Below are 19753 nucleotides of genomic sequence, written 5' to 3' on the forward strand. Positions count from 1 at the left end.
ATGTGACGGCCCCCACAGTATTCGGCTGCACTGAGTATTGGTGCAGAGGATTTGCGCCGCAATGACCATTTCTGCACCACGGATGTGCGAAAGTGCAGATATGAGTGCGTCCGTCTCCGGTCGTCCCAGTGCGGATGATCTCCTCGTACTGCTCGCCGTGGGCCGCTCCGGTCGTTTCGTGACCGCGGCGGACGAGCTGGGTATCAACCACACGACCATTTCCCGGCGCATCGCGGCGCTGGAGCAGACCCTGGGCGGCCGGGTGCTCACCCGGGTCACCGGTGGCTGGGAACTGACCGAACTCGGCCGCGACGCGCTGACCGCGGCCGAGGCGGTGGAATCGGCGGTGAAATCGCTGGCCGCCGGCGCGGACGGGAACCGGGTGCTCGAAGGGGTGGTCCGGATGTCGGCGACCGACGGTTTCAGCGCCTATATCGCCGCACCCGCCGCCGCCCAGGTGCGGCGGCACCATCCGGATATCGCGGTCGAAATCGTCGCGACCACCCGGCGGGCGTCCCGGCAGCGTTCCGGGCTCGACCTCGAAATCGTCGTCGGCGAACCGCAGGTGCGCCGCGCGACCGCCACCCACCTCGCCGACTACCGGCTGGGCCTCTACGGTTCCCGCGAATACCTGCGCGAGCACCCGGCGCCCGCGACGATCGACGATCTGGCCTGGCACCCATTGGTGTACTTCATCGATTCCATGCTCCAGGTCGACGACCTGGACCTGGCCTCCGGTTTCGTTCCCGCCATGCGCGAATCCGTCACCTCCACCAACGTTTTCGTGCATGTGGAGGCGACCCGCGCCGCGGCCGGCCTGGGCCTGCTGCCCTGTTTCATGGCCGACCGCCACCCTGATCTGGTGCGCGTCCTACCGGATTCGGTGGTGGTAACCCTGGGCTACTGGCTGGTCGCCCGAGCCGAGACCCTGCGTCGCCCGGAAGTCGCCGCGGTGGTGGCCGCGATCCGGTCGATGATCGACGACCAGCGTGACATCCTCGCGGGCCAGGGATGAGCGCCGCCGGAATCAGTCCAGGCGACCCCCGCCTCGTGGCGGTGCCGAGACCGGATCCGATCTGCTGTGCGGTTCCCGGAGCAGCCGAGTGTGCAGCGCCAGATACAGCAGCGCCGCGTCGGCGGGCGAGGCGAAGGCTTTCCCGGTGAGTCGTTCTATTCGCCCGAGACGGTGCCGGACTGTGTTGCGGTGCAGATGCAGCTGCTTTCCCACCGCGGTGGTGGAGCCGCCGAGTGCGTACCAGGCCAGGGCGGTGTCGATGAGCAGCCCGCGGTCCTCGGGATCGAGTCGGTCGAAGGCGGCGAGCAGGTCGGCGAAAACATCCGCCGCCAGCTCCGGGTTCGCGGCGATCAGGGCACGTTCCGGCGCGGAGCCGTAGCGGTGTACCCCCGTCTCGGCGGGGCTCGAGCATCGGAGCGCGAAACGTGCCTGGTCGAGTGCGGCGGGCGCGGCGGCGAGGTCGGTGAAGGGCCGGCTGGCTCCTGCTCGTGCCGGCACTGTCCGAAGCGCTCGCTCGAGTGTGGCCGGTGAGCCGGCGGCGACCAAGGTGATCAGTTCGTCGCCGAGTACGGTCGACGCGGTGACGACTCCGGTCGCGTCGAGGTGGATATCGCCGACCAGGACGACCGAAACGGCTCGGGTCGACAGACCCATCCGGCGGCCGAGTTCGGCGCGCTGTCCGGGCGGTAGACCGGGATCGAGTAGCGCGCGCAGCATGCCCTGGCCGGGTTGTGTGGTCCCGCCCGCGACCACGCGCCGGTAGGCGTCGGCGGCCGCGACCGAATAGGCGTCGACAGTGCCCCACACCAGCGTGGACAGCCGGGGGAGCACGGCACGGTCATCGTCGTCGGCGGATTCGACGATGATCTCCCAGAACACCAGCCCCGCCACGCGGAACGCGTGCAGCAGGCTTTCCAAGGGAATACCGCGCTCGGCCTTGAGCCGCCCGGCGCGCCGAGCAGGTTCGAGGGAATACGGGACCTCGGCGAGCGCGTCCAGCCATGCCGCGCAACAGTCGGCGACCAGCGCGATCAGTTCGCCGTGGCCGAGTGCGGCCGTGCCGTAGTCGATATCGTCGTGCTCGATCCGGGCGGTCACCAGCTCGGTGATCGCCGTCGAATCGGCGCGGAGATCACGCAGGAGGCGCGACCTCTCGAAGTGTGTGTCCTGGCTCACTACCGCTCAAGGTAGCGCCGGCAGTGCGCGTGCACAACGGAGCCGGTCGAAGTGGGGGCTCGCGCCCATCGCCGCGCCGGCCGGCCTCCGCCGATACTGGGCATTCACTGCCGCCGCCGCGGCTGTCGATCGATCGGAGTTATCGCCGTGACCACAGCAATCCGTGAACTGTTCGAGCGTTACCACGCCTGCTGGGCCGACCGCGACCCGGACCGGATCGTCGCACTCCACACCGCCGACTCGGTGTTCCATCTGCATTCGGGCCAGGAACCCGCCCGGGGCCGGGCCGCCATCCGCGAGGCCGCGGCAGGGACTTTCGCCCTGGTCCCGGACCTGGCCTTCCGTGAGCTCTCGCTCCGCGTCGGCGCGGACTTCTGGGTGGTGCGGTGGCAGTTGACCGGTACCTCGGCAACCGGCCGGGACGTATGCGTCGATCTTGCGGATTTCGTGCTGGTCGAGGACGGCGCGGTCAAGGAGAAGCATTCCTACGTCGACGGTGTCGCCATGCAGGCAGCTCTGGGATGACGTAGCCGGCGCCCGGGTCAGCGTCGGAGAGACCACCGGTATCGGCTGGTGGGTACCAGGTCCAAACCTTTATCGGCACCGAAGCGTGCGACGCTGGCCATGAGCTCGCTGATCCGGCGCTGGAGTTCGGCGTTGTCACCGCGGCTGCCGTAGAACGTATGCGGGTCGGTCATCGCGCCCATGGGGAAATGTTCCTCGACGATGGCCGCGACATCCGGTGCCGAGGGCGTGAGTTTCTCCTCGACGGTGTTCTGGACGTAGGCGACGGTGTTCTGGGTGCGGATGGCGATCGGGGTGTGCTGCACCTGCCAGTACTGCAGGTATTCCGCTCGCGGCATTCCTTCGGGCCTGCGCAGCAGGGCGATATTCGCCAGGGTGTCGCAGCGGGTGCCGTCCGGGACCGGCAGCGGGTCGAGGCGGATATGTTCGTGCACGCGATAGGCGTGGGGGGCAGGATCGCCTGCCGCATCGGCCACCGCGGAGGCGATCGCGGCGGGGTCGCCGTCGGTCCACACCGAAACGAGCGCGGTGATCGGTTCGCCGGGGCCGAACCGCATCGACGCGGGCGCGACCTCGGCATCGTCGAGGTTCACCTGCACCGCGTCCGCACCGCCGGCAGCCAGCGTTTCGCGGAATTCCGGTGTGTGGAACCGGCCGCCGATATCTGCGCCGTGCAGAGCGATGATCAGTTTCGCCATGGCGAAAAAGTAGCACGTGTTCTAATTTTGCCGAGACGAAACGGCCACCCGACGCCGAGCGCAGAAAGGCCGACCCATGCGGTTCACCTATGCCGAGACCATGACCGACCCCACCTACTACGTGCCGCTGGCACAGGCCGCCGAGGCCGCCGGGTACACCTCGATGGTCCTCGCCGACAGCATCGCCTACCCCCGCGACTCCGATTCCACCTACCCCTACACCCCGGACGGCAGCCGGGAGTTCCTGGAGGACAAACCGTTCGTCGAAACCTTCGTCCTCGCCGCCGCGCTGGCCGCGGCGACCACCACCCTGCGGTTCACCCCCTTCGTGCTGAAACTGCCGATCCGGCCGCCGGTACTGGTCGCCAAACAGGCGGCGTCGGTGGCGGCGCTCAGCGGTAACCGTCTCGGCCTGGGCGTCGGGATCAGCCCGTGGCCCGACGATTTCGAGATCTTCGATGTGCCGTTCGAGAAGCGCGGTAAGCGGATGGACGAATGCCTCGATATCGTCCGCGGACTCACCGCGGGTGGCTATTTCGAATTCCACGGCGAGTTCTACGATCTGCCGCCCATCAAGATCTCACCCGTGCCCACCGAACCGATCCCGCTGCTCATCGGCGGGCACAGCCGCCCGGCCCTGCGCCGCGCCGCCCAGCGCGGTGACGGCTGGATGCACGCCGGCGGCGACCCGGCCGAACTCGACCGCCTGCTCGCCGAACTCACCACCCTGCGCGCCGAATACGGCACCCGCGAGGATTTCGAGATCCACGTCATCTCGCTGGACGGTTTCACCGTCGACGGCGTGAAACGCCTCGAGGACAAGGGCGTCACCGATGTGATCGTCGGCTTCCGCGACCCCTACGGCCGCGAACAGGACACCGAGAGCCTGGACACCAAGATCGCGAATCTGTCCCGTTTCGCCGACGATGTCATCGCCCGCACCCAGTGAGCGCCGAAAAACGAGCCGAGGAAGTCGTAATGAGTAGTTTGGCGGGGAAAGTGGCGCTGGTGACCGGCGCCTCGTCCGGGCTCGGGGCGGCGGTCGCGCGACTGTTCGCTGGTCGCGGGGCCCAGGTCTTCGGCGTGGCGCGCGACGAAACCCGGCTGTCGGAGGTGTTCGCGGAGGTGCCCGGCGGCCGGTTCACCACCGGTGATATCGCCACCGCGCAGGCGTGCCGGTCGGTGGTCGAGGACTGCGCCGGCGCGTTCGGTCGCCTGGACATCCTGGTCAATGTCGCGGGCACGCATCGAATGCGCCACACCGGGGACGTCACCGACGAGGACTGGGAGCACGATCTCGCGGTGAACCTCAACGGCCCCTTCTACCTGTGTCGCGCCGCGCTTCCGCACTTATTGGAGACCGGCGGCAATATCGTCAACGTCGCCTCTATCGCCGGAGTCGAAGGCCAGGCGTATTCGGCAGGCTACTGTGCCGCCAAACACGGTCTGGTCGGCCTGACCCGCGCGCTCGCGGTCGAGTTCACCGCGGACCGGCTCCGCGTCAACGCGGTCTGCCCCGGCGGCATGCTGACCCCGCAGGTCACCGGGTTCACCCTGCCCGACGGTGCCGACCCGAACCTGGTCATGCGAGTCGCGTCCCCGCGGGGGATGAACCAGCCGGAGGAAGTCGCCTCGGTGATCGCGTTCCTGGCCAGTGCCGACGCCTCCGCGGTCCACGGTGCCGTCTACCTCGCGGACAACGGTAAAACCGCGGGATAGCCGTACCGTCGCTACCGGCCACGGCGGCGGAAAGGAGTGGTTCGCTGAGCGGGCAGCTCGGTGGATGTCCGGCGCCGTCGCTTCGAGAATGGCGGGATGATCGCTGAACTCCCCACCGCAGACGATATCGCCGCGCTGTCCGAATCGGCGACCGGCACCGTGACCGCCGAAATACTGGACGGTAACGACCATATGGATATCGTGCAGTATCTGACCTGGGGTTCGGCGGGAGCAGACGCGCTGGTCCGGGCGGTCGGTATCGACGATACCTACCGCAGCGAACGAAAAATGGGCGTGTTCACGGCGCAGCATCACCTGGCCTACTACCGGGAACTCCGCGCCGGCGACCGATTCGCCGTCGCCGGCCGGATCCTGGACCGGAGCGCGAAGGCGGTCCATATGATGACCTTCCTCGTCGACACCGGGCGCGGCCGAATCGCCAATACCCTCGAAATCCTGCTGATCCACGTGGATCTGCAGGATCGTCGTTCGGTCGAACTACCCGCCGATATCGCCGAAGCCCTGGACGAGCACATCGCCCGCTCCCGGGCGCTGCCGTGGCCCGCCCCGGTATGCGGTGCCATCGGGATCCGGCGATGAATGGTCACATTCGACCCGCGGTTTCCGCTCACCGGGAACGGTGCGCCTGACGGCCCGGTCAATGGGAAGACCGAGCTCGCCGGGAATCCGGCGGACCTAGCGTCGCCGGTATGAGTGCAGAAATCACCGGAGGTGCCCGATGACGCGCCTACCGGAACGAGTGGCGGTGGTAACGGGTGCGGCCGGCGGGATGGGCCGCGCTCACTGCCGCCGGCTGGCCGAAGAGGGGGCCGATATCATCGCCCTCGATCTCGCCGAGAACGCGGACGGCCTGGCCGCCACGGCCACGGAGGTCGAGCGCACCGGTCGCCGGTGTATCACCGGATTCGCCGACGTACGCGACCCACTGGCCGTAGAGGAAGCAGTGAACACGGGCGTGGCGCAGCTGGGCCGCCTCGACGTGGTCGTCGCCAACGCCGGTGTCTACGCGGACCACGCCCCGGCCTGGGAGGTGACCGACGAATCGTGGCAGCGGGCGCTGGATGTCAACCTGACCGGTGCCTGGCATACGGTCCGCGCCGCCGGTGGGCATCTCGGTGCGGGCGCGTCGGTCGTGATCGTCGGTTCCACGAACGGTGTGAAAGGTGGTGCGCGCGCCGCGCACTACGCGGCGAGCAAACACGCGGTGGTCGGGCTGGCCCGCACCCTCGCCAACGAACTGGGGCCGCGGGGTATCCGGGTCAATACGGTGCACCCCGGATCGGTGGCCACACCGATGATCCTCAACGACCGCGTATTCGCGAAATTATGCCCGGAGCTGCCGAACCCGACGCGGGAAGACGCGGCCAGGGTGCTCGCACAGCGCACGATTCTCCCGGTGCCGTGGGTGGATCCGGTCGATATCAGCAATGCCGTGTTGTTCCTCGCGTCCGACGAGTCCCGGTACATCACCGGGATCGAGCTCGTCGTGGACGCCGGACTTACTCAGAAGGTGTGAGATGGGACGGGTTTCGGGCAAGGTCGCGCTGGTCACCGGCGCGGCACGAGGAATCGGACGGGCACAGGCGATCCGGCTGGCGGAGGAAGGCGCCGATATCGTCGCCATCGATATCTGCGGGCCGGTGGATACGGTGATCATTCCACCGGCGACCCCGGCGGACCTCGAGGACACTGTGCGCGCGGTGGGAGCGACCGGGGCGCGCATCATGCCCGCGGTGGTCGACGTCCGCGACGGCGCGGCACTGCGCGCGGCCACCGACGCCGCGGTGAACGAGCTCGGCGGTATCGATATCGTCTGCGCTACCGCGGGCATCACCTCCAGCGCCCCCGGACTGGAACTGACCGAACAGCAATGGCAGACCATGCTGGATGTCAATCTGACCGGTGTATGGCAGACCTGCAAGGCAGCGGCCCCGCATCTCATCGCCCGCGGTAGCGGGTCGATGATCCTGACCAGTTCGATCGCCGGCCTGCGCGGGCTGGTGGGCGTGGCCCACTACACGGCGGCCAAACACGGTGTGGTCGGGTTGATGCGGTCGCTGGCGCAGGAACTCGCGCCGCACGGGATCAGGGTGAATTCGGTGCATCCGACCAACGTCGATACGCCGATGATCCAGAACGATATGGTCCGCGGATCCTTCCGGCCGGATCTCGAGCATCCCACCCGCGAAGAGTTCGCCGAGGCGGCAAGAACCATGAATATGCTGGCGATTCCGTGGGTCGAACCGGTCGATATCGCCAATGCCGCACTGTTCCTGGCCTCCGAGGAGGCCCGCTACATCACCGCGGTGACGCTGCCGGTGGACGCCGGCAGCACCCAGCGCTAGAAGGCGGTGCGGGGAAGCTGCCGTGCTTCCCCGCACCGTGGTTGATCAGCCCTGGGCTCCACCCTCTGCGAAGGTCCTCTGCCTCGTCGTCGTTGAACCACCTCGATGGCCGGGTCCTCGCAGTACAACCGGGGACGCCCGGCTGCCCGCCGCCACCGGGGGTGACCGTTTTATCGCATCGGACCGCCACCGCGGCGAAGGTCAGACAGACCCGGGGCGGGGTGGCGGTCCGGCCGGATTTCTGAGGGCACCTCCAGGGCCCCTCGGGTCGATCAGCCGAGCCGCCCCGGGACGGGTTCGCTGCGGTACTCGTCGGTGCGTAGTTCCCCTTCGGCGACCGCCCGTTCGATCGAATCGCGCAGCGCCGGACAGGTCGGGATCCAGTTGCTGGGCTCGCCCAGGGCCGCCCGCCGGGCGAACTCGGGGCAGGCGGCTTCGGCATCGTCGAGCCATTGCACGCTGGTATGACTGAGGCTGTACTTCTCCACCAGAACGCGGTTTCCGCAGTTGGCGCACTGAATATTTCGCACGATCACTCCTTTGTCCGCCGGGCGCGCGCCGCGCGCCGATATAGCCGTTCACCCTGGCATGGCCGAGGTGTCCGATCCAGGGCTCAGCCGAAATCGACGTCTTCGGCCGACCAGAACGCGCGCATACCGGTGATCCGCGCATCCTCGTCGAAGGTCATGACATCGATCGGCTCGACCGTGATCGTTTTTCCGCCGGTTTCGGTGACCACCCGGAAGGAAAACGCGGCGTTGTCGCCGCTCACGCGCACGCTCAGCAGTTCTGTCTGCCGGCGCGCCGATTCGAGAGGGCTGTAGAACTTCTCGATGGCCGCGCGGCCGGTATGCGCCGGCGAGCCGACGGGGTCCTCCAGTGTGGCGTCCGGGTGGTAAAGCGCGGCGATCTCGGCCGCGGTCCCGGTGGCGACGGTGTCGAGGTAGCGGCGCACGGCCGCACGGATCCGGTCCGGTTCCGGCATGATGTACTTCCTGTTCTGGTCGGGTGGGTCAGCGGCCGAGCATGTCGCGGACGGCGAGGTGGCTGAACAGCATCGAGGCGCCGATCGGATTACCGCCGCCGGGATAGACGGTGCCGCTGACGGCGGCCATGGTGTTGCCCGCGGCGTAGAGCCCCGGAATCGCGGTGCCGTCGCCATCGAGGACCCGGGCACCGGTATCGGTGCGCAGACCGCCCTTGGTGCCCAGATCGGACAGGCCGAACGCCGCCGCGTGGAAGGGGGCCCGATCGATCGGCACCAGGGGCGATTCGCCCTGGGAGAACGCGCGATCGTAGGCTTCGTCGCCGCGGCCGAAATCGGTATCGGCACCGGTCGCGGCCATCGCGTTGTAGCGTTCGACGGTCTCCACCAGGTTCGCGGCGGGCACACCGATCACCTCGGCCAGCTCCTCGAGGGTGTCGGCGGTCCGCCACAGTCCGGCGGCCACGTATTTCTCGGTCGCGTCGAACGACACATTGGGGGCCTGCACCGGAGGTGTCACACCGTCGCGATCGTCGTAGATCATCCAGTAGGGGAGGGTGAGCTCGCCTGCGCGCATACGGTCGATGGCGGCGCGCCCGAGCCGGTCGTACGGTGCGGATTCGTTCACGAATCGCCGCCCGTCCTGGTCGACGAAAATACCCCCGGTGAACCAGAGCGCGAACGCCGATCGGCCGTCCGGGTGGGTGAGTCCCGGCGACCACCAGGCCTGATCCATCAGATCGGTATCGGCGCCGGCCGCGATCCCGGCCTCGTGCGCCCGGCCCTGGTTTCCGGGCGGTCCCATGGTGTCGCGTGCACTGCCGGGCACACCGTAGCGCCGGCGCAGCTCGTCGTTGCCCTCGAATCCGCCGGCGGCCAGGATCACGCCGCGCCGGGCCCGGATCGCCATGGTGCCGCCGGGCCGTTCGATCAGCGCGCCGACCACCGCTCCGTCCTCGACGACGAGTTCGGTCAGGGCGGCGTTGCGGTGCAGACGGACCTCCGGATACGCGGACAACGCCCGCAGGAAACGTCCGATCAGGGCCTGGCCGCCGATCAGCACATCCGGCAGCGGTGCGCCGAGCCGGTCGGTGTCCAGCGGCCCGCGCAGATGCTCACGCAGTTCCCCGAGTTCGCCGGCCGGCAGCGGGACCGGCATGATGTGGCGCTGCCCGTCCAGACGGGCTTTCGGCGCCGCACCGAAGTAGTCGGGCCAGGGCAGCATCTGGAACGCGAAACGGTCGTCGGCCTCCAGATACTCGATGAGATCGCGGCCGCGGCGCACATAGGTTTCCTGTAGTTCGCGCGGGGTCCGGTCGCCGACGACCGCCCGGTAATAGGTGAGCGCGTCGTCGAGGGTGTCGTCGGTCCCGGCCCGCTCCAGCACCGGATTGCACGGGAACCAGACGCCGCCGCCACCGGAATACGCGGTGGTGCCACCGAACTTGTCGGTCGCCTCCACCACCGCGACCGACAGCCCCTCCCGGGCCGCGGTATAGGCCCCGGCGAGACCTCCGCCGGAACCCGCCACCAGCACATCGACCTCATCGTCGAAGTTCACCACTGCTCTACCGCCTTTTCGCGTTCCCGGGATTGTGCCGCCGCCGACGCTAGATCGGCCGCCGCGCGACGCGGGGTCGCCCTCCCGGTGACCGGGACACCCGGTTCGGCATCCGCCTCGTCGCGTAATGGGTGTTACGGACCGGTATACCGGCGTTGATAGCATTCGGCGGTGACTACGAGCGAACCCGATCCGGCGCAGGTCAACCTGCCGCCGACCAGCTGGGCGGTGCTCGCCATGCTCTCCTACGAGGAGGAGATCTCCGGGTACGACCTGAAGAAATGGGCCGACTGGAGTGTCCGGTACATCTACTGGAGCCCGTCCTACAGCCAGATCTACTCCGAGCTGAAGAAGCTCGAACGGCACGGATTCGCGCAGTCCCGGGTGGACAGCGACAACGCCATGCGCGGTCGCCGGCTCTACCGCATCACCCCGGCCGGCCGGGCCGCTGTCACCGTGTGGAGCAACAGTGCGCCCGTCGACCCGCCGATGCTGAAACACCATGTGATGCTGCGGGTCATGTTCGGGCACCTCAGTTCCCCGGACCGGCTCAAAGAAATCCTGCGCGACCATATCGCCGATGCCGAGCGCCTGGAACACAGCGCCGCCGTCGATTCCGAAGCCGCGAAATCCGAACCGGGATGGGCGTACTCGCAGATCGTGCTGCAATGGGCGCAGCGCTACTACGCGAGCGAACGCGACCTCGCCCGGCAGCTGATCGACGATATCGATGCGGCCGAATCGGCGCTGGTGACAGCCGAACACGATGAAACGTCCGACTATCCGCATCCGCTCCCGGGGCGTTGGCGTGAGGTCGAGCAGCGGGTCCGGCAGGAGGATCCCGAACGGCGCTGACGGTGTTCCGGTAGCGATGGGGCGACCCGGCCGATGTGGCCGGGGCGGGTCGTGGGCGGCCGTGAACCGTTCACACCGCTCCGCGAAGCCTATACCCTGGGTGTGGGTCACGTAGCCGCTGAGGAGATCGGTAGTCGCGCAATGTTTCTCACCGTCGCCATCGATATTCTGGGGCAAGCCGGTACTACCCCGCTCGAGTCGCCGCCCGGATCGGATAAATTCCTGCAGCTCACCCGGTACCTGATCTGGCTCGTCGTGATAGTGCCGATTGTGGCGTCGGCCATTGCGGTCCCACTGATCCTGGTGGTGGTGACTCGCCGATCCCGTCGGCGTGGACCGGATGGTGGCGGACCTGCCGGGCCGGGTATGCCCGGAGCCGGTCCGGGCTATGGCGGTCCGCACGGCCCCGGGCCGGGCGGCTCGGGCTGGACAGGCCCAGCGGGCGACGGGCCGCCCGGTTCCGGTGGTGGTCCGGTCAGGTGAGTGCCGGCTCGGCGTGGACGCCCGGCCGGAGTTTCGGTGCCGGTCCCAGGGGGCGGGGCTGTTGCAATGTGGGATGCACTCGTACCTCGCCGTCCTCGACATTGCGCCATATCCCGAGGGCGGTCATCCGTACCGGTGCCGCCAGCCGGTGGTCGAGGGTCATCCGCTGGATCGGCCCGCAGATCGATACTGCTGCCACCGCCCGGCCGATTTCCCCGATCGGCGCCGCCACGCAGCCGAACCCCGGCAGTGACTCTTCCCGTTCGAAGGCGACCCCGTGCGCCCGGACTTTGGCCAGCTCGGCCCGCAACTGCGCCGCCGTGGTGATGGAGTAGCGCGTTTTCGTCCGGGCGGTGCCGGCGTCGAAGAAATCGGCGGCCTCGGTATCGGCGAGGATCGCCTTGCCGACGGCCGTGCAGTGGGCGGGCTGGCGGCCCCCGACCCGGGTGGGGACCGCGTTACCGAGCCGGCCACCGACCTTGTCCAGGTAGACGACGTCCGCCCCGTCGAGTACGGCCAGGTGTACGACGTATCCGGTGCTGCGGTGCAGTTCGTGCAGGAAGGGGACGGCGGCGCGGTGCAACCGGTCCTGGTGTACCGCGAGCGAGCCGAGTTCCATCAGTCGCAGCCCGAGTTGGTAGTCGCGTCCGTCGCGGCGTAGCCAGCGCAGGCGCACCAGTTGCTCGAGGATGCGGTGTACCGAGGACCGGGGTAGCCCGGTCCGCCGGACGACCTGCGCATGCGTCAGGCGTCCGGGCCCCTCGAACGCGTCGAGGACCAGGGAAATGCGGTCGATCACTGCGCTCGGGGTCGCGGTGTCGGCGGGGATGGTCATGGAGCCCTCCATCGGGGTCTGCGAGCTGATGCCCAACGGAATATGCCGATTAGGCATATACCTATTTGTAACACCATGTTGTGCTCGCTGTCACACGAATCCCGGAAGATGGCCGAAAATGACGAACGGCCCTCCGGGTCGAGCGAAATGCTCGACTCGGAGGGCCGCATCCGGCGTCCGGCGGTATCGGCTACCGGGTGGTGGTGTCGACCACGGCGCCGCGGGCGATGTTGTCGGCGACCTCGGCTTCCCAGCTGCTGACCGCGCGTTCGGTATCGATCTCGAACTCGAACCGTTTGGTCATATCCTCGGTGATGTCCTCGACATCGACGTAGAACTGCTTGTACCAGCGACGCAGCTGGTAGACCGGGCCGTCCTCCTCGGACAGCAGCGGATTGTCGATCGGTGCCTTGTTCTTCCAGATCTCGACGTCCTGTTCGAAACCCACCTCGACACCGTGGGCGAACTGCGCCGCCATCGCGTCGGCATCCGCGTCCGACATCCCCTCCGGCTTCTTCACCATGGCGCCGTACTGCAGGACGAAGGCGTTCGAGGAGACCGGATAGTGGCAGTTGATCAGCACCGTTTCGATCGTCCTGCCGCCGGCCTCGTTCCACAGCCAGTCGATCATGTAGGACGGGCCGAAATACGAGGCGTCCGAACGCAGTGAGGAGTTCGGATCGTCGTAGTTGGTGCCGACATTGATATCGCCGCGCGGTGTGGACCGCATGTACTGCGTGGCCACATGACCTTCGAAAACGTTCTTGAAATAACGCGGGAAGGAATAGTGGACGTAGAAGAAGTGGGCCATATCCACCACGTTGTCCACGATCTCGCGGCAGTGTGATCCCTCGACCAGCAAGGTGTTCCAGGTCCAGTCGGTCCATTCGGCCGAGCCGTAACCGTCGATCTGCGGAATCGTCACCTCATCGGTCGGTTTACTGCCCTGCGGATCGTTCCAGACGAAGAGCTGGCCGTTGCGTTCCAGCGTCGGCCATGCCCGAGTCTTCGCCAGCGGCGGCACCCGCCGCGCATACGGGATTCCCGTACATTTGCCGTTCCCGCCCCAGCGCCAGTCGTGGAACGGGCAGGCGATGGAATCACCTTTGACCGTGCCCTGTGCAAGATTTCCGCCCATATGGCGGCAGTACGCGTCGATCACGTGCAAGGCGTCATCGGATTCGGACCGGAACACCACCAGTGTGGTGCCGAAGGCCTTGACCTCGTGCGGTTGGCCGTCCCGGAACGTTTTCGCCAGACCCAGGCAGTGCCAGCCGCGGGCGAACCGGGTCGGGGCCGCGGCCGCTTCGATCTGCCTGAATTCCTCGTCGCCGTGCTGGGTTTCCCCGTGAGCTACGTGAGCCGGCATCGGAACCTCCATTGTTCCCACCAAAGTTGTGTGTCTGCGCCCGATGGTGACGCGGGTCGGCGATCGCTGCGGGGTGAGGTCCCAGTCAGTGGGCTGAATTCGCCGCGGGTGCCTGCCTCCGGCTGTCTCGCGCCGGCAGCCGAGGCGCCCGGTTGCGCGCGTCGGGTCGGCGGCGATCCGCACGCAGCGTGTCGGCCGGCCGCCGGGGAGATGGTGGCTCCTATCCTGGGACCGGGGATCGGCCTGCCGGCCGGTCGGGGGGCGTTCGACCGGGAATCGTCATCGGAGAGTGATCGCGCCACGCTGAACGGAAGGTAGGACGGATGCAGCCAATCCCCGCGGGTAACCACATCGTGGTCGGCGTCGACGGGTCCGAGACCTCGCTGGCGGCCGCCGAATGGGCGACCGCGTTCGCCCGGAAGCTCGCCCTGCCGGTGCACCTGGTGCATTCCTCCCCGGCGCCGGGCTCGATGCCCGAGATCGCGATGACCCCCGGGGAGCTGGCCGAGCGGTACCGCGAGTATCGCTCGGAATTGCTGGCCACCGCCGAAGACGCGGTGCGCCGGTGGGCACCGGATATCGACCTGACTTCGGTCGCCGACAGCGAGCCGCCCGCCGCCGGATTGCTGAAAGCGGCCCGGGGTGCCGCGATGATCGTGATCGGTGCGACCGGCGCCGGGGCGGTCGAACGGTGGATTCTCGGATCGACCGCCTTGCGGGTGGTCGATCAGGCGCAGTGCCCGGTGGCGGTATGGCGCGGCGATCCCGGGCATCCGTCCCCGGACGATCGCCCGATCGTGGTGGGTTGCGACGGCAGTCCGCTGTCGGCCGGGGCGACCGAACTCGCGTTCGCCTGGGCGCAGCTGCTCTCCGTCCCGGTCGTCCCCGTGCGGACCTGGACCGACAGCGCGGCGGCCGGGGATTCGGTCCCCACGGCGATGCAGGTGTTCGGGCCGACCGCGATGACCGTCGATTGGGAGACCATCGCCCGCGCGGAGTCCGGAATACTGTCGACCATCGTCGCGCCGTACCGGGAGAAATTCCCCGGCGTCGCCGTCGAGGAGCGGTCCCGGCGCGGTTCGGCCGTCCGGGAACTGCTGCGGGCGCTCGACGAGGGGCAGATGCTGATCGTCGGTCACAAAGGCCGGGGGCGTTTGCGCGGCGCCCTGCTCGGTTCCACGACGCAGAACCTGCTGCACCGGGCTCAGGGGCCGCTCATCGTCTATCGCGGCCCCGGCAACTGACGGCCGCCGGCGTACCGGCTCCTGACCGCGCTGCCGGGGTATGAGCCCTGGGGCCAGGCGGTGACTGTCCGGATAGTCGTGGACAACGGCGGTCAGCCGGTGGCGAGCGCGAACCACGCGGATGCTGCCAGCAGGATCACGGTGATCGCGAGAACAGCGCGGGTGGTGTAGACGTGTCGCATGGGGGCCCCGTTCAGACGAAGTCGAAACGTTCGGTGTGCAGACGTTCGGCGGGAATGCCGAGGCCGGCCAGGGCCGCTTCCACGGCGGTGACCATAGGGCCCGGGCCGCAGGCGAAATACTGCCTTCGGGGATACCCGGTCGGCAGATGCCGGGCCAGTACGGCGCGATCGAGGTAACCCTGTTCGCCGGACCAGCCGGCGGGCGGTCGCTCCGGAACCCGGACCACCGTGAGATCCAGCCGCTGCTCCACTGCCCGGATCTCGTCGTCCAGGGTCGCTTCGGGCAGGGTCCGGACGGCATGGAACAGCAGGACCGGGCGGCGGTCTTCGCGATCCGCCATGGTTCGCAGGATGCTCACCATGGGGGTGATCCCGATACCGCCCGCGATCAGCACGAACCCGGGGCCCTCGTTGCGGTCGGGAGTGAAGACGCCGTGCGGGCCGGAGATGTAGGCGCGCGTTCCCACCGGGATATCGCCGACGGTCGAGGTGAAATCGCCCAGCGCCTTGATCGTCATCTCGACCCGCCGGTGTTCTTCGGCACTGGAAGAGAAGGAGAACGGGTGCGCGGTGATCGAGAACGGCGCGCGGTTCACCACGAGCCACCCGAACTGTCCCGGCTGGAATCGGAAACCGTCATGACCCACCGGCGCCAAGCCCAGCGTATGTGCGTTCCCCCGTTCTGCGGTGACCCGTTCGATTCGCCAGGGCCGGCGCAGCCGCAGCAGCGGTTCGACTACGCGCACCCACACGAGCAGTAGCACCAGCGCCAGCGTCATCAGTGCCCACAACCATTTCTTCCACACCGCATCGAGGTAGTAGTCGACGAGGAACATATGGGCGAGCGCGCACGCGACCACCAGCACGGACAGCACACCGTGGCAGATCTGCCAGATCTCGTAGCGGATACGCAGGCGTTTACGCCAGACGGAGGTGGCGATCAGGGTCAGCAACAGGACTGTCGAGGCGACCGCGAACCGTGCTCGCGGCGGAGCCTGCGCCAGGTTGAGCAGACCGATGATGTCGGTACCCGCGATCTGCAGCAGTACCGGATGGGCGAGGATGAACGCCAGCGCCACATAGGACACCTGCCGGTGGAATTGCACCAGCGCGTCCTCCCCGAACGGCGCCGCGACGGCCCGGAACCGGGCCACCAGCGCGAATTGCAAGCCCAGCATCGACATTCCGACGAAACCCAGCGCAACCGAGAATTCCGTCAGGAACCCGCGATCGGCGTCGGCGACACCGATCGCGGCGAATACCAGCGGGACGATCGCGGCTGCCAGGTACAGCCCGAACCACGCTGAACCGCGAGCGATGAGCGACAACTCGTCCTCCTGGTGATTCGACTCGACCGATATCTGCGAAAACCGGGACCGGCCCGGCGGAATTCTATGGCGCGCCGGGTGCTCCGGTCGCCGCGCCACGCAAGGACCGGGGCACGAGTTCAGGCTGCGCGGGCCGCCGGTCGAGGTGTGGCGCGAGCTGAATGTCGAAAACGTCTACACGCACCTTCCGCCGAGACTTCGGAAAAGGTCAGGCCACGGGGAGCTTGTGTTTTTCCGCCAAGCATCACAATTCGGCTGTTGATATCCGAAAGGTGCTCGTAATTCGATGAAGATAAGATTCGGTACCCGGCCGTGTCCTCCTGTTCGTTATGTGCGGGAAGCGGTCGTCTAACAGTTCTGATAATCCGTCCCGAAGAGCCCGGCCAAATGTGAGCTCATTGAAAGAAACCTTGTCCTCGGCCGAAGATTACCGTGGTGGGGGCGCGTTTCCTTGCGGGAGCGGCGAAAAACTCTTCGTCCGTGTGTGGTTCGGTGAAATGAGGTGCTGACGCGGACTTTACGAGGTGCTAATCTGCACACGGGAACTTCCCCGGGACGGGGACCCAGTGGGACGATGGCTCTGCCGGACACGGTTTTTGCGAATATCGCCGCCGAAGGATTCGCGGGGCCTCGTCGTTTCGAGCGATTTCTCAGCCGGAGAACAATACGAACGTTTCGTCGGAGGAAGCGAGGAACGTCATGAGTGCGATTATCGGCCTCGGCTCCGCGGCCGCGGGAGCGGCCCTGAGCCTCGCGTGGGGCCTACTGGGCATCATCATCTGAAGAAAGGAGGCGTCGTCCACCTGAACAGCAAAGATACTGCCGCCCGAGTAAAGAGGACGCTGTCGCCGGTCCGTGGCGCGCCGTAATGATGCGGCCACGGCCGGTGCGGTGTGCGCAATGCTCGGCGGTAACGGAGTTATCGGGTCAAGCCGGCTCCCGCGGCGCCGGCGGTGAGTTGGTCGAGGCCGAATGCTTCGACGGGGCCCAGCGCGCCGGTGTCGAGGAGATCGCCGTCGAGCGCGGTCCGGGCGCCCCAGGCGAGGATTGCCGCCGTGAAGTCGTAGGGGTCCACGCCGGTGAGCGTTACCGAGGCGCACGTGCGGCCCGCGGCATCGGATACATCCGCGACCGCCCAGGTGCGGGTGCGGGACCGGGCGGTGGGCGCCGGGCCGCCGGTAGAGCCTTTGACGATACGGGTCAGCACGGTTTCGGCCAGCTGTTTCACCGGCTTCACACGGGCGATCCCAGTGGTGACCAGCGAGGTTGCCCGCAGGCCGTGGGCGGCAGGCCCGGGAAGACCGAGGTAGACATCGGCTTCGCGGAGCTGCGGATACGAGCGGGTCAGCGCGAAATGCTCCGAACCCGGCACCGACGCCCCCGTGCGGGTGCGGCCCGCGACCTCGAATTCGCGTACCCGCGCGGCTGTTCGCTGCGGCACAACCCGGCCGCCGCGCAGGGCGAAACCGTCTTCGAACAGCATGCCCGCCATGGACGCACGAGTGCCACCGCTGGTGCCGGGGTCGGCGATGAAATAACCGATATCGGCGCGAACGGCATCCGGTGCCGCGGCGAGCGCGAGCCCCGCGGCCAGATTGCCCGGCACATAATCGAATCCGAAGGCGGTGAGCAATGCGACCCCCGCCCGGCGGGCCTCGTCGTCGTGGTCGAACACCGTGCGGATGAACGGGCCTTCTCCGGTGGAGTCGAAATAGTGTGCGCCCGCCGCGAGCGCCGCTGCCAGTGCAGGCTTTCCGTAACGCAGGAACGGTCCCACCGTTGTGATCAGTACATCGCCTCGGCCCAGTAGCGCACGGACCGAGGCGGGGTCGGTCACATCGGCCACCGCGGTTGCCGCGCCACCGATCTCGGTGGCCAGTTTCGCGAGCGAATCTGCGTTTCGGCCGGCGAGTACCGGCGCGGTGCCGCGGGCGCTCAGCGCCTGCGCGATCAGGCGACCGGTGTAGCCGGTGGCTCCGAACAGCACGATCTTCGGCATGGGCTGCTACTTCCGTTCTGTCCATCGGTCGGGCGGTGCGGTATCGCCGTGGCATGCACGACACTACGTCGGCCCGGCCTGTCCGCAGTGGACCGCCCGGACGCATGGCCGATCATGTCATCACCCCGGTTCCAGTGATCCGCCGGCGGCGCGCCAGTCGATCAGGCCGCCCGACATGTTCTTGGCTTCGAAACCGTATTCGAGCAGTAGGTTCGCGGCCCCGTAGGACCGCAGGCCGCCGGTGCAAAAGGTGATCAACAGCCGATCGTCGGGCAGCTCCGCGCACTTGTCCGTCAACTGCTCCAGGGGTAGATGGACCGCACCGGGAATACGGGTCCGATTCCATTCGAATCGTCGCCGTACATCGACGATCAGGGCGCCGGCTCGGACGGCGTCGATTGCTTCCGTTGCGGTGAGAGAGGGTGCGCGATACAGATAATGGCGGATGCTCATGCGGACAGGTCCTTTTCGTGGGTTCGGAACGGGAAAGTTGCGGTGGCAGGCTGGTCCTGTCAGGTGTGCGCGCCGGGCCGGATGATCATGAGGACGACGACGATCAGCCAGCGCGTGTTGTCGAGACCGGCGAGCATGCCGAGGGTTCGCCGGCCGGGCGCCGTCGCCCGGAACGTCCATGACCTCGCGCTGCACCCGAAAACGATGGCGCCAGGACGTGAACCGACAGCGGCAGTTGGTACATGGACCAGCCCCCTCTCAACCTTCAGGCTGACTGAAGCATAGCAGGGCTTTCAGGTCAGCTGAAGGTTATCTGCGTCGCACCTCCCGCTCCTCTGGTGTCAGTTCTCCATCCCGCGAAAGGCATCCACAACGGCGGTGCCGATCCGGCGCTGTACCGGGTCGGCCGCCGCGCCGAACAGCCGCTCGTCCACCTCGGTTACCACGTCCTGGGCGGCCCGCAACAGCCGCTCACCGTCCGCGGTGAGTTCGATCGCCGACGCCGACCCGGCGCGGGCGGTGCGGTCACGGACGAGTCCGGCAGTGACAAGTGCCTTCACCGCGGTATGCGCGCTCTGCACGCTGATTCCCGACATTCGCGCCAACTCGCTGAACGAGGCCCCCGGAACACCCGAAATGTGCCCGAGCAGACCGAGGCGCCCAACGGTGAGGTCCAAGGCGGCCAGCCCCGCATTGAGTTCGGTCTCCACCCGCCGCGCCAGCGTCAGCACGATGATCGAAGCACTGGTCACCGGCGGCGTCCGGTCGTTGTCGGTACTCACCACTTCAGTTTCGCGCAGCCGACCCGATTCACCGCTCGCAGGTGCCTCGGGCTCCGGTGCGCAGGCGATTCGTCCAGGACGAACCGGCGCGGCCCGACGCGACGCGGCTACGAAATCGTCGTCGGCCGGGTATCACGCGTCGGGCTCGTCCGGGGGCCGCGCCCGTAGGCGGTGGGGG

Annotated in this window: 20 protein-coding genes; 9 read left to right on the forward strand and 11 right to left on the reverse strand. The window is 67.7% G+C overall.

Going from position 1 to position 19753, the window contains the following annotated elements:
- The first annotated feature begins 100 nt into the window (after positions 1–100).
- Complete coding sequence (locus tag ACFWPH_RS25305) at positions 101–1015, forward strand: LysR family transcriptional regulator (protein WP_378754596.1); 915 nt, start codon at positions 101–103, stop codon at positions 1013–1015.
- Between the two features lie 12 nt (positions 1016–1027).
- Here the strand turns inward: ACFWPH_RS25305 and ACFWPH_RS25310 are convergent, their stop codons facing one another.
- Positions 1028–2191 (reverse strand): helix-turn-helix domain-containing protein, encoded by a 1164-nt coding sequence (locus ACFWPH_RS25310; RefSeq protein WP_378754597.1) that lies wholly within the window; start codon positions 2189–2191, stop codon positions 1028–1030.
- A gap of 147 nt (positions 2192–2338) precedes the next feature.
- Here ACFWPH_RS25310 and ACFWPH_RS25315 point away from each other — a divergent pair, with 147 nt between their 5' ends.
- Positions 2339–2716, forward strand: a complete 378-nt coding sequence (locus ACFWPH_RS25315) for a nuclear transport factor 2 family protein (RefSeq protein ID WP_378754598.1) — start codon at positions 2339–2341, stop codon at positions 2714–2716.
- Positions 2717–2733: 17 nt separating this feature from the next.
- Here ACFWPH_RS25315 and ACFWPH_RS25320 read toward each other — a convergent pair whose 3' ends face one another.
- Positions 2734–3414, reverse strand: a complete 681-nt coding sequence (locus tag ACFWPH_RS25320; RefSeq protein ID WP_378754599.1) for an EthD domain-containing protein — start codon at positions 3412–3414, stop codon at positions 2734–2736.
- Positions 3415–3490: 76 nt separating this feature from the next.
- Between ACFWPH_RS25320 and ACFWPH_RS25325 the strand changes: the two genes are divergently transcribed.
- The 5 genes from ACFWPH_RS25325 (at position 3491) to ACFWPH_RS25345 (ending at position 7499) form a co-directional block, all read left to right on the forward strand.
- Positions 3491–4363 carry a TIGR03619 family F420-dependent LLM class oxidoreductase gene (locus ACFWPH_RS25325; RefSeq protein ID WP_378754600.1) on the forward strand — a complete coding sequence of 291 codons (873 nt, stop codon included), beginning with the start codon at positions 3491–3493 and terminating at the stop codon, positions 4361–4363.
- 29 nt (positions 4364–4392) lie between these two features.
- Positions 4393–5133, forward strand: coding sequence for an SDR family NAD(P)-dependent oxidoreductase (locus ACFWPH_RS25330; protein ID WP_378754601.1), 741 nt, complete (start codon positions 4393–4395; stop codon positions 5131–5133).
- A gap of 96 nt (positions 5134–5229) precedes the next feature.
- Positions 5230–5733: a thioesterase family protein gene (locus ACFWPH_RS25335; protein WP_378754602.1), complete on the forward strand. Its 504-nt coding sequence runs from the start codon at positions 5230–5232 to the stop codon at positions 5731–5733.
- Between the two features lie 139 nt (positions 5734–5872).
- Positions 5873–6670, forward strand: a complete 798-nt coding sequence (locus ACFWPH_RS25340) for a mycofactocin-coupled SDR family oxidoreductase (RefSeq protein WP_378754603.1) — start codon at positions 5873–5875, stop codon at positions 6668–6670.
- A gap of 1 nt (position 6671) precedes the next feature.
- A complete protein-coding gene (locus ACFWPH_RS25345) occupies positions 6672–7499 on the forward strand; it encodes a mycofactocin-coupled SDR family oxidoreductase (protein WP_378754604.1) in 828 nt (275 codons plus the stop codon).
- Between the two features lie 272 nt (positions 7500–7771).
- Here the strand turns inward: ACFWPH_RS25345 and ACFWPH_RS25350 are convergent, their stop codons facing one another.
- The 3 genes from ACFWPH_RS25350 to ACFWPH_RS25360 all read right to left on the reverse strand — a co-directional run bounded on the left by ACFWPH_RS25350 (position 7772) and on the right by ACFWPH_RS25360 (position 10048).
- A complete protein-coding gene (locus tag ACFWPH_RS25350) occupies positions 7772–8029 on the reverse strand; it encodes a hypothetical protein (RefSeq protein WP_378754605.1) in 258 nt (85 codons plus the stop codon).
- Positions 8030–8112: 83 nt separating this feature from the next.
- Positions 8113–8484 (reverse strand): nuclear transport factor 2 family protein, encoded by a 372-nt coding sequence (locus ACFWPH_RS25355; protein ID WP_280417069.1) that lies wholly within the window; start codon positions 8482–8484, stop codon positions 8113–8115.
- 28 nt (positions 8485–8512) lie between these two features.
- Positions 8513–10048 carry an FAD-binding protein gene (locus tag ACFWPH_RS25360; RefSeq protein ID WP_378754606.1) on the reverse strand — a complete coding sequence of 512 codons (1536 nt, stop codon included), beginning with the start codon at positions 10046–10048 and terminating at the stop codon, positions 8513–8515.
- Positions 10049–10282: 234 nt separating this feature from the next.
- Here ACFWPH_RS25360 and ACFWPH_RS25365 point away from each other — a divergent pair, with 234 nt between their 5' ends.
- Complete coding sequence (locus ACFWPH_RS25365) at positions 10283–10900, forward strand: PadR family transcriptional regulator (RefSeq protein ID WP_378754800.1); 618 nt, start codon at positions 10283–10285, stop codon at positions 10898–10900.
- Between the two features lie 475 nt (positions 10901–11375).
- Here ACFWPH_RS25365 and ACFWPH_RS25370 read toward each other — a convergent pair whose 3' ends face one another.
- Both ACFWPH_RS25370 and ACFWPH_RS25375 read right to left on the reverse strand, forming a co-directional pair.
- Positions 11376–12218, reverse strand: coding sequence for an IclR family transcriptional regulator (locus ACFWPH_RS25370; RefSeq protein WP_378754607.1), 843 nt, complete (start codon positions 12216–12218; stop codon positions 11376–11378).
- 190 nt (positions 12219–12408) lie between these two features.
- On the reverse strand, positions 12409–13599 hold the full coding sequence (locus ACFWPH_RS25375) for a Rieske 2Fe-2S domain-containing protein (RefSeq protein WP_378754608.1): 1191 nt from the start codon (positions 13597–13599) through the stop codon (positions 12409–12411).
- A gap of 311 nt (positions 13600–13910) precedes the next feature.
- Between ACFWPH_RS25375 and ACFWPH_RS25380 the strand changes: the two genes are divergently transcribed.
- Entirely contained in the window at positions 13911–14831 is a 921-nt protein-coding gene (locus ACFWPH_RS25380) for a universal stress protein (protein ID WP_378754609.1), read from the forward strand.
- Between the two features lie 193 nt (positions 14832–15024).
- Here the strand turns inward: ACFWPH_RS25380 and ACFWPH_RS25385 are convergent, their stop codons facing one another.
- From ACFWPH_RS25385 to ACFWPH_RS25400, 4 genes are all read right to left on the reverse strand, one after another.
- Entirely contained in the window at positions 15025–16341 is a 1317-nt protein-coding gene (locus ACFWPH_RS25385; protein WP_378754610.1) for a ferric reductase-like transmembrane domain-containing protein, read from the reverse strand.
- A 919-nt stretch (positions 16342–17260) separates the two neighbouring features.
- Positions 17261–18340 (reverse strand): saccharopine dehydrogenase family protein, encoded by a 1080-nt coding sequence (locus ACFWPH_RS25390; RefSeq protein WP_378754611.1) that lies wholly within the window; start codon positions 18338–18340, stop codon positions 17261–17263.
- 120 nt (positions 18341–18460) lie between these two features.
- A complete protein-coding gene (locus tag ACFWPH_RS25395) occupies positions 18461–18793 on the reverse strand; it encodes a rhodanese-like domain-containing protein (protein ID WP_378754612.1) in 333 nt (110 codons plus the stop codon).
- A 341-nt stretch (positions 18794–19134) separates the two neighbouring features.
- A complete protein-coding gene (locus tag ACFWPH_RS25400) occupies positions 19135–19575 on the reverse strand; it encodes a MarR family winged helix-turn-helix transcriptional regulator (RefSeq protein WP_378754613.1) in 441 nt (146 codons plus the stop codon).
- Positions 19576–19753: the final 178 nt, after the last annotated feature.

This window comes from Nocardia sp. NPDC058499, assembly GCF_042719915.1.
Taxonomy (GTDB): domain Bacteria; phylum Actinomycetota; class Actinomycetes; order Mycobacteriales; family Mycobacteriaceae; genus Nocardia.